The organism is Lacinutrix jangbogonensis, assembly GCF_000797445.1.
GTDB lineage: Bacteria > Bacteroidota > Bacteroidia > Flavobacteriales > Flavobacteriaceae > Lacinutrix > Lacinutrix jangbogonensis.
In genome coordinates this window covers 25,078-40,578 of record NZ_JSWF01000022.1, presented here as the reverse complement: position 1 = coordinate 40,578, position 15,501 = coordinate 25,078, and the positions used below count along the sequence as shown (strand labels likewise).

Here is a 15,501-nt window from a genome sequence, read left to right as displayed (position 1 = left end):
TCGGCTTTTTTGATGCTTATATGTTTGTTACGCAATATCTGTCATTTCAAAGACTACATACTCCATTACTCTATCCATTGTAGTAAAATCGAATTCATCAATTTGGAATGAAAAGAAGAATAAAATATAGCAGCTTGTTTTAATAAGAATGTAAAAGCCAAGTCTTTGTTTTCTGTAATAATTGTAGAAGTATTGTATCTATATTCAACAAATCTACTTAACCAAGAAATAGTTGTGGTAGGATTGTAAGAACCTACAACTTGCCAAGCAGATGGGAATTCATCAATCTCTAGGGTGTTATTACTAGAGGTCTCAAAATTTAATAATACCCAAGCGCTTAAATTTCTATCTAAAATTGTTGCAGTTGTTGTTAAGGATTGTCCGCTTCGTCTAGGAGTATAGAAAGACGACTAATCTGTATCATTATATTATTATTATTATTATTTGTTTTATGAACAATAACAAGTTTTAGGACATACTTGTACGTTTATCCATAAAATCGAATGCATTTTAGTGACAAGTTCTATTAACCTTGGCACTATGATCATAAAAAAAATCCCAAGCTAGTTGCTCGGGATTTTTTAAACCAATTAATTTATATGTTTATTTTAAGGTAAAGTTAAGTCTTGCAAATAAAAATCTACCATTATTACCAAATTGAGAAATACGACGTGAATATACAAATTGGTTACTTGAGTTTAAATAACTAGGTAATTCGTCTGGATAAACATCTAATAAATTATTAGCGCCAACTGTAGCTCTAAAAGCATCAGTAAAACTATAAGAGACTGTCAAGTCAGTTACAATTTCTGCTCCAATTTTGGGATGGATTCTATTTCTTCCAAATTCATCTGTCAATGCATTACCACTAGCATCTCTTAACGTGCCTGTGTCTTGAACTTCTCCAAAATATGCATTACGTAAAAATATATTCCAGTTTCCTACTTTATAATTATGTGTAAGGTTTGCTTTAACACTTGGTACAGCTAATTCTAAATATACTCTTGAAGCCTCATCAAAATAAGTATCTAAAAGACCTGCATTTGCTAAAATATCACTTCCTTTTGTAGCTCCAATTTTGTGTGTTTTAGTTATAGAACCTGCAAGGTTATTAGTTAATTGGCCTTTTCCTAAATTTGTTTTGTGTGAAACCACTAAATCTATACCTTGTGTTTCTGTGTCAATAGCATTAGAGAAAAAAGCTGCTCTACCAATACCTAAATTGGTGAAAATATTTGCTAATTGACTACCATCATTTGGGTTTGAGAAGTTACCTGTATAGGTGATTCTATCGTCTATAGCAATAAAATAGCCATCCACTGTAAGTGTTAAATTAGCGTCTGGTATTTTTGTAGTAAAACCTAAGCTTAAATTAAAAGAAGTTTCTTCTTTTAATTCTGGAATACCAAATAATTTTGCAGCATTAGAGTTGTTGGTAAATGTACCAACTTCTTGTGCTACACCTTGATCGTTAAATAAGGTATTAGATTTGCTGTAATACTGTTGGTGTAAAGAAGGAGCTCTAAAACCTGTACTTACTGCTCCTCTAATGTTAGAGTGTGCTCCAACTTTATATCTCATAGCAATTTTACCGTTTAAAGTATTTCCAAAATCACTAAAATCTTCATAGCGCAGAGCTACGCTTACTAAGAATTTTTCAGATAAATCTGCTTCAACATCTGCATAAAAACCAAAACTATTTCTTTTAGCATCTACTTCATTTTCTGGAGTAAAACCAGAAAAAACTTGTGCACCAGCCGATGCTTGTCCACCATAAAAATCTGTGACCTGTAATGTTGGATCTGTACTCGCTGCGACAGTTTCTACTTCACCATTAATATCATACCTAGCATATGAAGATTCCTCACCAGCTTCAATAAAATAATTATCAACGCGATATTCTACACCAAAAGCTAGGTTTAACCCCGAGAATATATCGTCATAGAATTTAGAGATATCAAAGTTTACGGTGTTTTGTTGAAAACCGTTTAATCCTGCGTCAAATTCCGTAGGAGACGATGCTTGCAAATAAAAATTAGTGGTATTAGTAATATTATAAGCGAATTCATTTTTACCCCAAGTATGAGATAAATCTATATTCCAATCATTAATTTTTCCAGAAATACCAAACCCTAAAGATTTGTCAATAATATCAGATTCTATATTAGGTAAAAACCCATTTATATAAGATAAAGTATTACCTCTACCAGAACCATGACCTGGTGTTCTGTAAAACCCTGAGGCGTCTCCATGTCTGTAAGACAAGCCTCCAAAAGCATATAGTTTTGCTTCGTTTACTTCATCACCAATTGGGATTTCTAAATTGCCCATAAATTGTCCTTGTTCTAAGCCAGATTGGCCAACACTCATGTTATAATCGTTCCTAGTTTGACCTCTTGCAGCTAATTCAGAATCTGTAATACCTGATACTCCTTGTAAAATACCTGATCCACTGCTTGTTCCTGTTGTAGTATTGTAACCAGATAGCTCTTCGATAGTTGAAGCACTAGCAATTTGAGATTGTAGCGCAGCATCAAAATATGATACTTGTGACGCATAGCTTTGTATAGCTCCTAAATTTGTTCTTAAATCAGACAAATTAAAACCATCTTGATTAGCTTGCCATTCGATAGCGTTATAGGCTGTAAAAATCTCACTACTGTTCGCTCTAGCCCTAGAGGTACGATTACGTGTAGTAAAAGATCCCGTAAGGTTTACAAAACCACCATCTTTCCCAATTGGAAGACCGTAGTTTAAATCTACTTGAAATTTTTCTCCATCGGTTCCGCCATCATGATCGTTAGAGTTTTTAGAAATATTAGCACCTGAAGTAACAGAAGCTGTTAACTCGTTTATACTATTGTCAAGTACAATGTTTATAACACCAGCAATAGCATCAGACCCGTATTGCGCTGCGGCACCATCGCGTAGTACTTCAATTCTTTTAATAGCTGCCGTTGGAATAGTATTAAGGTCTGTGCCGACACTGCCTCTTCCTGGAGTTCCGTTAACATTTACTAAAGAAGATGTATGTCTTCTTTTTCCATTAATTAATACCAATACTTGATCTGGACCTAGCCCTCTTAATTGAGCTGGGTCAATATGGTCTGTCCCATCAGATACCGTTTGTGTATTAGATGAAAAAGAAGGTGCTACATAATTTAAAATTTGAGTAACAGAAGTTTGAGGTCCTGCCGTAGCTAATTCTTTTATATCAATGACATCTATAGGTACAGCTGTATCTACAGCGGTTCTATTTGGGTTTCTAGAGCCAACTAAAACAATCTCGTCTAAAGCTTCACCGTCAGTCATGGTTACATTAATACTAGATTTTCCGTTGACTTCTATTTCTTGTTTAGCATAGCCCACAGAGCTATAAACTAAAATTGCATTGTCTCCAATATTAATGCTGTAGTTTCCGTCAAAATCTGTAGCAGTTCCGTTTTGTGTGCCTTTTTCAACAATGTTAATACCTGGAAGTCCAGAGCCATCGACATCTGTTACCGTTCCAGTAAGAGATTGTTGGGCAAATGTAAATGCCGAACAGAATAGTAAGGCTAATAAAAAGTTTGATTTTTTCATATGATATGGATTTAGTTGATTAAGGCTAAGCTATGTTAAAGAATTCATAAAATTACTATGTGTCTGTAATAATTATTAAATAGTTATCATTTAAATAGTATTTGTATTGCGTAAATATTAAATAAAATGTTAAAAATGTAAATTTAATTTAATACTATTTTAAATGAATACTTTAGTATATTGTATGTTATATTTGCAGCTTTAAAAATTGATAAAATGAAAGCAGGAATTGTAGGCTTACCAAACGTAGGGAAATCAACATTATTTAATTGTTTATCTAATGCAAAAGCGCAAAGTGCAAACTTTCCGTTTTGTACTATAGAACCTAATATTGGTGTAGTAAATGTGCCAGACCCAAGACTTCAAAAGTTAGAATCGCTAGTAAATCCAGAGCGTGTATTACCGGCGACAGTAGAGATTGTTGATATTGCGGGTTTAGTAAAGGGTGCCAGTAAAGGTGAAGGTTTGGGAAACCAATTCTTAGCTAACATTCGTGAAACAGATGCTATTTTACATGTATTACGTTGTTTTGATAATGATAATATTATTCATGTAGATGGAAAAGTAGATCCAATTAGTGATAAAGAAACTATTGATATAGAATTGCAATTAAAAGATTTAGATACTGTAGAGAAGAAACTTGATAAAGTTAAACGTGCGGCAAAAACTGGAAATAAAGAAGCGCAGAAAGAAGAAGCTGTACTTTTAAAACTAAAAGCAGGTCTAGAAGCAGGAATATCTGTTCGTGCTTTAGAGTTTACAGAAGATGAAGATAGAGAGTTTGTAAAACCATCTCAGTTAATTACAGACAAGCCTGTAATGTATGTTTGTAATGTAGATGAAGCTTCTGCTGTTAATGGAAACGAATATGTAGATAGAGTTAAAGAAGCTGTTAAAGATGAAGATGCTGAAGTTTTAGTACTTGCAGTAGGAACAGAAGCAGATATTACCGAATTAGATGATTACGAAGAGCGCCAAATGTTTTTAGCAGATATTGGTTTAGATGAACCAGGTTCTGCAAAACTTATTCGTTCGGCTTATAAATTGTTAAATCAGCAGACTTATTTTACAGCAGGAGTAAAAGAAGTGCGTGCTTGGACTGTTAACATAGGTGCAACGGGACCTCAAGCAGCAGGAGTAATACATACAGACTTTGAGAAAGGTTTTATTCGTGCAGAAGTTATTGGTTACGACGATTATGTTGAATTTGGTAGCGAAGCCAAAGTAAAAGAAGCAGGGAAAATGAGAGTAGAAGGTAAAGGTTATATTGTTAAGGATGGAGATGTTATGCATTTCTTATTTAATGTTTAATAAGAGCCACTAGCCGTTACCGATTATAGATACAAGAACAAAGTTTAAAAGCGAGATGAAATTTCATCTCGCTTTTATATTTAACTATATTTGGTTTATGCCTCTAATAGAATTAGAAACAAAGATAAATGCAGATATTCAAACCGTTTTTGACTTATCGCGTAATATTGATTTTCATAAAGAATCTCAAGAACATGCTAATGAAAAAGCTGTAGCAGGAAAGACTTCTGGATTAATTGAGTTAAATGAATGGGTAACTTGGGAAGCTGTTCATTTTGGTGTAAAACAACAATTAACTTCAAAAATTACAGTATTTGAATCTCCTAATTACTTTGTTGATGAAATGGTTTCTGGAACTTTTAAAAGCTTCAAGCATGAGCATATTTTTGCTTCCGATGGAGAACAAACAATAATGATAGATAAATTCTATTTTCAATCGCCTTTTGGAATTTTAGGAAAGCTAGCAAATACACTATTTTTAAAACGGTATATGACAAATTTACTTACCATTAGAAATCTGCTTTTAAAGCAAAAAGCTGAAAAGTAATTATTGAGATAAAACTCTGTAAGAACTCTTCGTAATTCTATGTGATTTTCATGAAAGCAGTTAATCATTGAAAATCAGTAAAATACGCACAAAAAACACGATAATACTCACTTAAAGATAAGTAATTAGAAGTGAGGTTTTAAGTTATAAACACATAGTTTTGAGCTAAAAAACAACGTCCGTTTTAGCTTTGTTTCCGATTTCCAATTCGGCTTCAATTTTAATTTCTAATAACTTGTTAATTACTTTATCGACGCAGTGTTTCATTTTTTAAAACGTTATATTATATTAGCTAACTATCTGAAATTTTGTACTCAAATTTATGTCTGAAGAAACTAAATATACCGAAGATAATATACGCTCCCTCGACTGGAAAGAACATATTCGTATGCGTCCAGGAATGTATATTGGTAAATTAGGTGATGGTTCTTCTCCAGACGATGGTATTTATATTCTACTTAAAGAAGTGCTCGACAACTCTATAGATGAGTTCGTTATGGGAGCAGGTAAAACCATAGAGATTTCTGTTCAAGGCACAAAAGTGATTGTTCGCGATTATGGACGTGGTATTCCTTTAGGGAAAGTTGTAGATGTTGTGTCTAAAATGAATACTGGTGGAAAGTACGATTCTAAAGCTTTTAAAAAATCGGTTGGATTAAATGGAGTTGGTACGAAAGCAGTAAACGCATTATCGTCTTATTTTAGAGTAGAATCTTCAAGAGATGGTAGAAGTGCTTCTGCAGATTTTGAACAAGGGAATCTTATAGAGCAAGAGCTTTTAGAAGAGTCAAGCCGCAGAAAAGGAACAAAAGTATCTTTTATTCCTGATGAAATCATCTTCAAAAAATATAAATACAGACCAGAGTACATCGTTAAAATGCTAAAAAACTATGTGTACCTAAATCCAGGGTTAACGATAGTTTTTAATGGCGAAAAATATTTCAGTGAAAACGGTCTAAAAGATTTATTATCTGAAAAAATAGCTGAAAGCGATTTGCTTTACCCAATCATTCATCTTCGTGGAGAAGATATTGAGGTTGCAATTACGCACAGTAAAACACAATATAGTGAAGAGTATAATAGTTTTGTAAACGGACAAAATACAACGCAAGGAGGGACACACTTAATAGCTTTTAGAGAGGCGATTGTAAAAACGGTTCGTGATTTCTTTGGTAAGCAGTATGATGCTTCAGATATTAGAAAATCTATAGTTTCAGCCATTGCTATAAAAGTAATGGAACCAATTTTCGAGAGTCAGACTAAAACAAAATTAGGGTCAACAGATATGGGAGGCGAGCTGCCAACCGTTAGAACATACATTAACGATTTTTTAAAAACACAATTAGATAATTATTTTCACAAGAACCCAGAGACTTCCGAAAAAATTCAGCGTAAAATTTTACAAGCAGAACGCGAACGTAAAGAGTTATCAGGTATTAGAAAATTAGCTAAAGACCGTGCTAAAAAATCAAATTTACATAACAAAAAACTACGCGATTGTCGTGTGCATTTTGGTGATGCTAAAAACCCAAGAAATTTAGAATCAACACTCTTTATTACTGAGGGAGATTCTGCTTCTGGAAGTATTACTAAATCTCGTGATGTTAACACGCAAGCCGTTTTTAGTTTAAAAGGAAAGCCGCTAAATTGCTATGGTTTAACAAAGAAAATTGTTTACGAAAATGAGGAGTTTAACCTATTACAAGCAGCATTAAATATAGAAGAATCACTAGCCGATTTACGTTACAACAATGTGGTCATTGCAACAGATGCAGATGTCGATGGTATGCACATTCGTTTGTTATTAATTACTTTCTTTCTTCAGTTTTTTCCGGAAGTTATAAAAGGAGGGCATTTATATATTTTACAAACGCCTTTGTTTAGAGTTCGTAATAAGAAGAAAACAATTTATTGTTATTCTGATGAAGAAAAAAGAAATGCCTTGGAAGAGTTAAAACCAAAACCAGAAATAACCCGATTTAAAGGACTTGGTGAGATTTCACCAGATGAGTTTGTCCATTTTATTGGTGACGATATTCGTTTAGATCCAGTAATGTTAGATGATAATATGTCTATTGAAGACTTGTTGTCATTCTATATGGGAAAAAACACACCAACGCGACAAGAGTTTATTATTAATAATTTGAAGGTTGAGGTTGATTTAATTGAAGAAGAAAAGTAGATGACAGAAGAAAACGACGACCTAATAAACGAAAACTTAGAAAATCAAGAACCAAAAGAAACCATTACCAGAATTACTGGAATGTATAAAGAGTGGTTTTTAGATTACGCTTCGTATGTGATTTTAGAACGTGCAGTGCCAGCCATAGAAGATGGTTTTAAGCCTGTACAACGTCGTATTATGCATTCTATGAAGGATCTAGATGATGGTCGCTACAATAAAGTAGCAAACATTGTTGGTCACACTATGCAGTATCATCCACACGGAGATGCAAGTATTGCTGATGCGATGGTTCAAATTGGCCAGAAAGATTTATTAATAGATACACAAGGAAACTGGGGAAATATATTAACAGGAGATCGTGCAGCGGCTTCACGTTATATAGAAGCACGAATTTCTAAATTTGGATTGGATGTTGTTTTTAATCCGAAAATTACAGAATGGCAACAGAGTTATGATGGTAGAAGAAAAGAGCCTACCAATCTTCCTGTAATGTTTCCGTTATTGTTAGCGCAAGGCGGTGAAGGAATAGCAGTAGGTTTATCAACTAAAATATTACCACATAATTTTATTGAATTAATAGAGGCTTCAATAAAACATTTACAAGGCAAGCGTTTTACTATTCTTCCAGATTTCCCAACTGCAGGCGTTGCAGATTTTTCTAATTATAACGATGGTTTACGAGGTGGAAAAGTACGTGTTCGTGCCAAGATCTCGCAAACCGATAAGAATACATTAGTAATAACCGAAATTCCTTTTGGTACAACCACATCGTCGCTTATCGATTCGATATTAAAAGCGAATGATAAAGGGAAGATTAAGATTAAAAAAATTGAAGATAATACTGCCGCAAACGTAGAAATATTAATTCAATTACCTTCTGGCTTATCGCCAGATAAAACCATTGATGCATTGTTTGCTTTTACTAGTTGTGAAAGCTCAATTTCACCTTTGGGTTGTGTTATTGAAGATAACAAGCCATTATTTGTTGGGGTTACAGAAATGCTTCGAAGAAGTACAGATAAGACTGTTCAGCTTTTAAAACAAGAACTGGAAATTAAACTTGGAGAGTTTGAAGAACAATGGCATTTTGCAAGTTTAGAACGTATTTTTATTGAAAATAGAATCTATCGCGATATTGAAGAAGAGGAAACCTGGGATGGTGTTATTAGTGCTATTGACAAAGGGCTCCAGCCACATATAAAACATTTAAAACGTGCGATTACTGTTGAGGATATTACACGTTTAACAGAAATACGAATCAAGCGTATTTCAAAATTCGATATTGATAAAGCGCAACAAAAAATTGATGCTTTAGAAGATCAGATTGCTGAGGTGAAAAATCATTTAGCACACTTAATTGATTATGCTATTGCATATTTTACGAGATTAAAAAAGGAATATGGAGAAGGTAGAGAGCGTAAAACGGAAATTCGTACGTTTGGAGATGTAGATGCTACAAAGGTAATAATTAGAAACACGAAACTCTATGTTAATAGGGAGGAAGGTTTTATAGGTACTTCTTTACGTAAAGACGAGTACGTTGGAGATTGTAGTGATATTGATGATATTATCGCATTTACAAATGATGGTAAAATGATGGTGACTAAAGTGGATTCCAAGACTTTTATTGGTAAAGATATAATTCACGTAGCGATCTTTAAGAAAAAGGATAAGCGTACCATTTATAACATGATTTATCGCGATGGAAGCAAAGGTGCTTCTTATATAAAGCGATTTGCTGTTACCTCAATGACTCGTGATAAAGAGTACGATTTAACTAATGGAGCCAAGAGTTCTAAATTGTGGTATTTCTCTGCAAATCCTAATGGTGAAGCCGAGGTGATTTCATTGTCCTTGCGTCAGGTTGGGAGTGTGAAAAAATTAAAATGGGATATTGATTTTACAGATATTTTAATAAAAGCACGTACAAGTAAAGGTAACCTTGTTACTAAATATCCAATTAAGAAAATTGAATTAAAAGAGAAAGGTGTTTCTACGCTTAAGCCACGTAAAATATGGTTCGACGATACTGTTCAGCGTATAAATGTTGATGGTCGTGGCGAATTGGTTGGTGAGTTTAGAGGTGAGGATAAGTTGTTGATTATCAACCAAAAAGGAGTAGTAAAAACGGTAACTCCAGAAGTTACGCTTCATTTTGATGACGATATGATTGTCTTAGAAAAATGGATTCCTAAAAAGCCTATTTCAGCAATATATTTTGATGGAGACAAAGAGAAATATTACGTTAAGCGCTTCTTAATAGAAAATGAAGACAAAGAGGAATCTTTTATTACTGAACACGAAAAGTCGCAATTGGAAATTGTGTCTATAGATTGGAAACCTATGGCAGAAATTGTATTCGCTAAAGAAAGAGGTAAAGACAGAAGAGAAGACGAAACTATTAATATCGAAGATTTTATTTCAGTTAAAGGTCTTTCTGCTTTAGGAAACCAATTAACGAAGCATAAAGTAAACCAAGTTAATTTGTTAGAGCCTTTAGCTCATGAAGTTCCTGAAGACATTCCGGCTGAAGAAATTGAAGTTAGCGATGCTATTGAGGTAGAAAATATTTTCCCTATTGATGATGTTCCTGTTGTTGAGGTTGAAAAGCCGATAAAAGAATTTAAAAGTAAAGAAGATAAAGCTGAAAAAGCTTTAGAAAGAGCGATACAAAAGAAAAAAGATGATCAAGAAGGGAAAGATCAAACTTCATTGTTTTAAATAGAATTAACTTAATTTTTTGATAGTTTAGTTTATAGATAATTAATTTTAAAAATAATCTAAAAAATTAAACCTGAGACTGCTTAAAAATATACTTATATTTCAGAAGAAAATCTTTTTCACTTCTTATATAATTTCAATTCCAATTGCTGTATTCGGGAATGTTGCGCTCTATGGCGTTTCAGTAATGTTGATAATGTTACTATTGCACTATTTTATATATGAAGTTAAAAATCAACACGAATGTTTTTACTATTATAATTTAGGTTTTTCAAAATTGCAATTATGGTTGTCAACTTTTCTTATAGGACTTATTAATGTTATAATTCTCGCCTTAATATGAGTCGTCTTTTTGTAGATAGTGTTACCAAGTCTTATAATAATAGAGTTATTTTGTCTGATGTGTTTTTATCCTGTGAAATAGGAGAGGTTAAAGGGCTTATTGGTAGAAATGGTAGTGGGAAATCTACATTACTTAAAATAATATTCGGTGTTGAAAAAGCCGAAAGCAAATTCGTAAAAGTAGAACGGAACTTAATTAGAAGTACTACAGATTGTAAAGGCTTAATAAGCTACTTACCACAAAATCATTTCTTACCTAATGGAATTAAAATTATAAAAATTATTAATCTATTTCTCGAAAAAAAATATAGAAAAAAATTACTCACAAACGAATTTGTATTACCTCTTCTTGATAAAACGAGTCAAGAACTTTCAGGAGGGCAAAGGAGAATTATTGAAATTTTATTATTAATTCATTCCAAAGCAAAATTCATATTGTTAGACGAACCTTTTAATGGGGTAGGCCCAATCTTAAAGGACTATATCGCAGAATGTATTTTAGAAGTAAAGGAACACAAAGGAGTTATTATTACGGATCATGATTATGAGAATGTGCTAAAATTATCGGATAATATTACATTCTTAAAAGAAGGTTATTTAAGAGAAATTAAGGATAGAAGTCAGTTATTAGAACTCGGTTATTTTGTAAGAATGGACTAATTAGTTTTGCATATTATTCAGGTGTAAAAAGATATTCTAAATTAATTATTTTTTTTCTTTTTAAGTAGAATATTAATTGAGCCTGCTAGAATTTCTTCTTCAGAAAACCCAGTATAATCCTCATGCAAATCTATAGCTTTAAATTTTTTGTACTTATCGCTGCTAGCATCTGTTTTATCATAATTTAAATACACGACGTCAAAACCAGCATTTTCAAAAACACTCAGATATTGCGGTAATCTTAAGCGATTATGATAATCAAACTTTGTTTGGATGCTGTTCCATTCTTTTTTAGAATACTTTAAAAAATCGTAATAAGAAAGAGAGCTATCTGAGTATGCTCTATGATCGCTAGGTGAAATAAGATGTAAAACATAAGTGTCATTAGATATTTCAGAATAAAACTTTTGATGCATCTTTAGTATATCGCTAGGTTTTACGTGTTCTAAAACAAATCTTGAATACACTAAACTTATGTCTTTTGGGAGGTCAGTATCTATTATATTAGTATTAGGGTAGTACTCGATAAATTCCGGCAAATTATATTTATCAGATTGCCTTTTCTTAAAGCTAATATTTTCTTCAGTTTTAAAATAATGATTTAAACGTGTTATATTCTCTAAATTATAATGCGAGTTTAAATCGTAGGTGTAAATAGTTTTGCAAAGTTCTTCAGCTTTCAAAAGATATGGCATTAAAGGGAGCCAGCCAGAACCAATTTCTATTATACTTTTGTTGGTTAAATTAAAATTTACAGAATTTAATATGTGTTTAATAACAGAGCGACTGTTTTTATTAGCAATAATATTTTTTGATATATTTTTAAAAGAACGTTTTTGAATTATGTGGTACAAATAATACCCTAAACTACTTGGTAAAACGTTAAGTGTTTTAAAAACTAATGATTTTTTTTTGTGAAACTTCATAAATTAAAAATAGACTATTTCTTTTTAGTCTTACTTGTTTTTTGGTTTAAAAATTCAACAAATAAAGAGAATGCTATAGCGAAGTATAGATAGCCTTTAGGGGTTGCTCCAACAGTATTTCCGAAGAATTCTGTATGAGATAAGTGTCCAGCTTCTGTTAATAGCATAAAACCAATTAATATTAAAAACGATAATCCTAATATTTGAATACTTGGGTTTTTGTCTATAAACTGTCGAATTTTATTAGCAAAAACAATCATTACTGCAATAGAAATAACTACAGCAATTATCATTAAAATCAGGTTATGGTTTTGATTGTCAGATAACCCATTAGTCATGCCAACTGCGGTAAGGATAGAGTCAATAGAGAAAATAAAATCAATAATTAGTATTTGTACAATAGCTTGTTGGAAAGATTTTATCACTTTTCCTTTTATTTCGTTCTCGTCATGATTTGGAGATTCAACCTTTTCTCTAATCTCTGAAGTCGATTTATAAATTAAAAATAAGCCACCACAAAATAATATTATGGCTTGCCAACTAATTTCAAGATGAAGCCAGCTCGTGTCAATTATTTTAAAAGGCTCAGATAAGCCAACTAAAAAAGACACAAAGAATAGTAGAATGATGCGTTGTACCATGGCGAGTATTAAACCAACGTTGGTTATTTTTCCACGTTGTTCTTCTGGAAGTTTATTTGCCGCAATAGAAATAAATACAATATTGTCAATCCTAAGAATAATTTCAAGAAAAGTTAAAGTTATCAAAGCAAAAATAGCATCCGAAGTTAAAAGGAAATCGAGCATGTTTTTTTAGTATTTATTACTGTGTTATTTTAAATTCTGGAACACGGTAGGCAATACCTTTTTCTACACGCTTTTCCTTATTCTTGTCTGGTGAAGCGTCTTGGTATTGAAAAGTATAGGAGTCTTTGGTTGTTGCAATTATTTTAAAATGAACAGCGCGCTGTTCTGCCATATTTTTAGGGTTTATTTTTTTCTGAATAAATTCACAATCATTAATCCATCGAATAGAAGCAGAGTCTATTTTGCCTTCAAATAAATCTATATTAAGGTTTTTTGTTCTTGCAAACTGTGCAGTTTTTTCTATACCATTGTCTTTAAAGGTAAATTCAAAATAGCCTGTCTTGTAATCTGTGCAATTTCGCTCGATATCTTGGCAACTTGAAAAAAGAAATAATAACAGAATAGTAGTAATAAATCTCATATAAATGATTTTATACAAATTTACTAAATGATGCATTTAAAGTTGAATTTTTGGTAATAAAATTAACGCCCTAAGAATAGCATATTTATTTTTTTATAAATTGTAACGCTTAATTCTCGAAATTTGAAAAACTACCGTCTTTATAGAATATGATGATGCGATCAATTTCTTTTTTAGAATTTGAAGTATTGCTTTTTGTTTCAGAAATTTCTGTTATAATTTTTTTAGTTTTAGTTTCCGGAAATAAATTCTGATTTCCCGGTTTTGGTTTTTCTTCTGTGTTTTGATCTTGAATTTTCTCAGAAGGAAAATTTCCTTTTCCATTCATTAACCAATACAATTCTACTTCAGGAAAAGAGGAGAGGACTTTTAGTACAAATTCTAAACTTGGCTTATTTCTACCTGAAAGGATATGTGAAATACTAGAACGTTGGACATCAATTTTTTCTGCAAAAGAAGAAGCGCTTTCGCCATAATAATCGATAACTTTTTTAAGTCTTTTGGTAAATTCTTCGTTGTTTATCATTGTTATACAAATGTAAACAATCAAACGGACTTGGAGTGTTTACATTTGTGTGTTTATCATTAGTATTTACATATAATTCTTAAATAAAAGCTATTTATTATTAAACCTAAGATTCAATATGAGTATGTTAATTACCTGAAAACAAATAAAATAAATGGTTATTATTTAATTATTACTTATGTATGCTTATCTAGTGATAGATTTAATGCAATATTTATGTTTTGTGGTTACAGTTGTAAATTACAATTGTAACAATTCGTGTTTACAAATGTAAAATAGATATTGTTTACATTTGTAACACAAACAAAACATGTATGCAGGAGAAAGCGTTTAATACTATATTTAAAACACATAAAGAAACTACGATATATGGACGTTATATCCACTCAGAACATATTGAGCCACTTTTAAAAAAACATGCTAGTAATTTCAATATTGAGGTTGTTGGAGAATCTGTTTTGGAAGAAAACATTTATTCGATTAGAGTTGGTTCTGGCGAAAAAAAGATATTAATGTGGTCTCAAATGCATGGAAACGAATCTACCACAACCAAGTCTATTTTCGATTTACTTAACTTTTTTGCGGATAATAATCTTTCAGAATCTATTTTAAAAGCCTGTACAATTGTTATTATTCCTATTTTAAATCCAGATGGCGCTAAAGTTTACACGCGATTAAATGCTAATAATGTTGATTTAAACCGAGATGCTCAAAATCTAACACAGCCAGAAAGTAAAGTGCTTAGAGATGTGTTTATGAACTTTAAGCCAGATTATTGTTTCAATTTACATGGACAGCGCACTATATTTAGCGCAGGAAAAACTAATAATTCAGCGAGTTTGTCCTTTTTATCTCCCGCTCAGGACAAAGACTGTACAATTACAGATAATAGGAAGATTGCTATGTCTATTATTGTAAAGATGAATGCTATGTTGCAAAAGGAGATCCCAAATCAAGTTGGTATTTATGATGATGCTTTTAATATTAACTGTGTAGGTGATACGTTTCAAAGTTTTAATGTGCCAACTATTTTGTTTGAAGCTGGTCACTTAGCTAACGATTACGATAGGGAGGAAGTAAGGCGTTTGGTGTTTAAGTCTTATTTAGTTGCTTTAAATACTATTGTCGATGATGCAATAGATTTAGATGACTATCAAAATTATTTAGCTATTCCAAAGAATGAAAAGCTGTTTTTTGATGTAATTATTAAAGATGTGCTTCATGATAACGAGAAATTAAACATTGCTGTTCAGTATCAAGAAAAATTAATTGATAAAAAGGTGCGTTTTATTCCAAAACTAGAAGAAATCGATAATCTTGATGCTTTTTTTTCTCATAACTGTTTGAATGCTAATGGTAACGTGGTTTTAGACGAACGAAATACGCCTGTTTCAATAGGTCACGAAAACGATTTCGTGATTGTGAATAATGTTAAATTGTCATTAAAATTTGATTAATCTGCGCTTTTGGTGAG

At 32.0% G+C, this 15,501-nt stretch carries 11 protein-coding genes; 6 read left to right on the top strand and 5 right to left on the bottom strand.

The genetic code is table 11. From position 1 onward, the window contains the following. Positions 1-603 precede the first annotated feature (603 nt). Positions 604-3,582 carry a TonB-dependent receptor gene (locus RH82_RS05890; protein WP_034059014.1) on the bottom strand — a complete coding sequence of 993 codons (2,979 nt, stop codon included), beginning with the start codon at positions 3,580-3,582 and terminating at the stop codon, positions 604-606. Positions 3,583-3,798: 216 nt separating this feature from the next. Here RH82_RS05890 and ychF point away from each other — a divergent pair, with 216 nt between their 5' ends. From ychF to RH82_RS05865, 5 genes are all read left to right on the top strand, one after another. Then, complete coding sequence (gene ychF, locus RH82_RS05885) at positions 3,799-4,893, top strand: redox-regulated ATPase YchF (protein WP_034059013.1); 1,095 nt, start codon at positions 3,799-3,801, stop codon at positions 4,891-4,893. A 55-nt stretch (positions 4,894-4,948) separates the two neighbouring features. Further along, entirely contained in the window at positions 4,949-5,440 is a 492-nt protein-coding gene (locus tag RH82_RS05880; protein ID WP_316930898.1) for an SRPBCC family protein, read from the top strand. A 322-nt stretch (positions 5,441-5,762) separates the two neighbouring features. Beyond that, positions 5,763-7,622 carry a DNA topoisomerase IV subunit B gene (locus tag RH82_RS05875; protein WP_034059009.1) on the top strand — a complete coding sequence of 620 codons (1,860 nt, stop codon included), beginning with the start codon at positions 5,763-5,765 and terminating at the stop codon, positions 7,620-7,622. Next, complete coding sequence (locus RH82_RS05870) at positions 7,623-10,346, top strand: DNA gyrase/topoisomerase IV subunit A (protein ID WP_034059007.1); 2,724 nt, start codon at positions 7,623-7,625, stop codon at positions 10,344-10,346. Between the two features lie 339 nt (positions 10,347-10,685). Continuing rightward, positions 10,686-11,348: an ATP-binding cassette domain-containing protein gene (locus RH82_RS05865; RefSeq protein ID WP_034059006.1), complete on the top strand. Its 663-nt coding sequence runs from the start codon at positions 10,686-10,688 to the stop codon at positions 11,346-11,348. A gap of 41 nt (positions 11,349-11,389) precedes the next feature. Here RH82_RS05865 and RH82_RS05860 read toward each other — a convergent pair whose 3' ends face one another. The 4 genes from RH82_RS05860 to RH82_RS05845 all read right to left on the bottom strand — a co-directional run bounded on the left by RH82_RS05860 (position 11,390) and on the right by RH82_RS05845 (position 14,027). Next, a complete protein-coding gene (locus RH82_RS05860; protein WP_034059005.1) occupies positions 11,390-12,274 on the bottom strand; it encodes a methyltransferase domain-containing protein in 885 nt (294 codons plus the stop codon). Between the two features lie 14 nt (positions 12,275-12,288). Continuing rightward, a complete protein-coding gene (locus RH82_RS05855; protein ID WP_034059004.1) occupies positions 12,289-13,080 on the bottom strand; it encodes a TerC family protein in 792 nt (263 codons plus the stop codon). Positions 13,081-13,096: 16 nt separating this feature from the next. After that, the gene (locus RH82_RS05850) at positions 13,097-13,501 is read right to left on the bottom strand and encodes a hypothetical protein (protein ID WP_034059002.1); all 405 of its coding nucleotides are present in this window, start codon (positions 13,499-13,501) and stop codon (positions 13,097-13,099) included. 109 nt (positions 13,502-13,610) lie between these two features. Then, entirely contained in the window at positions 13,611-14,027 is a 417-nt protein-coding gene (locus RH82_RS05845) for a helix-turn-helix domain-containing protein (protein ID WP_034059000.1), read from the bottom strand. A gap of 314 nt (positions 14,028-14,341) precedes the next feature. Here RH82_RS05845 and RH82_RS05840 point away from each other — a divergent pair, with 314 nt between their 5' ends. Continuing rightward, positions 14,342-15,484, top strand: coding sequence for a M14 family zinc carboxypeptidase (locus RH82_RS05840; RefSeq protein WP_034058998.1), 1,143 nt, complete (start codon positions 14,342-14,344; stop codon positions 15,482-15,484). Positions 15,485-15,501: the final 17 nt, after the last annotated feature.

Excerpts from the sequence above, each read along its gene's own strand:
- RH82_RS05875 (WP_034059009.1), top strand. The coding sequence starts at position 5,763 with ATGTCTGAAGAAACTAAATATACCGAAGATAATATACGCTCCCTCGAC.
- RH82_RS05840 (WP_034058998.1), top strand. The coding sequence starts at position 14,342 with ATGCAGGAGAAAGCGTTTAATACTATATTTAAAACACATAAAGAAACT.
- RH82_RS05855 (WP_034059004.1), bottom strand. The coding sequence starts at position 13,080 with ATGCTCGATTTCCTTTTAACTTCGGATGCTATTTTTGCTTTGATAACT.
- RH82_RS05845 (WP_034059000.1), bottom strand. The coding sequence starts at position 14,027 with ATGATAAACAACGAAGAATTTACCAAAAGACTTAAAAAAGTTATCGAT.
- RH82_RS05865 (WP_034059006.1), top strand. The coding sequence starts at position 10,686 with ATGAGTCGTCTTTTTGTAGATAGTGTTACCAAGTCTTATAATAATAGA.
- ychF (WP_034059013.1), top strand. The coding sequence starts at position 3,799 with ATGAAAGCAGGAATTGTAGGCTTACCAAACGTAGGGAAATCAACATTA.
- RH82_RS05850 (WP_034059002.1), bottom strand. The coding sequence starts at position 13,501 with ATGAGATTTATTACTACTATTCTGTTATTATTTCTTTTTTCAAGTTGC.
- RH82_RS05870 (WP_034059007.1), top strand. The coding sequence starts at position 7,623 with ATGACAGAAGAAAACGACGACCTAATAAACGAAAACTTAGAAAATCAA.
- RH82_RS05860 (WP_034059005.1), bottom strand. The coding sequence starts at position 12,274 with ATGAAGTTTCACAAAAAAAAATCATTAGTTTTTAAAACACTTAACGTT.
- RH82_RS05880 (WP_316930898.1), top strand. The coding sequence starts at position 4,949 with ATGAAATTTCATCTCGCTTTTATATTTAACTATATTTGGTTTATGCCT.
- RH82_RS05890 (WP_034059014.1), bottom strand. The coding sequence starts at position 3,582 with ATGAAAAAATCAAACTTTTTATTAGCCTTACTATTCTGTTCGGCATTT.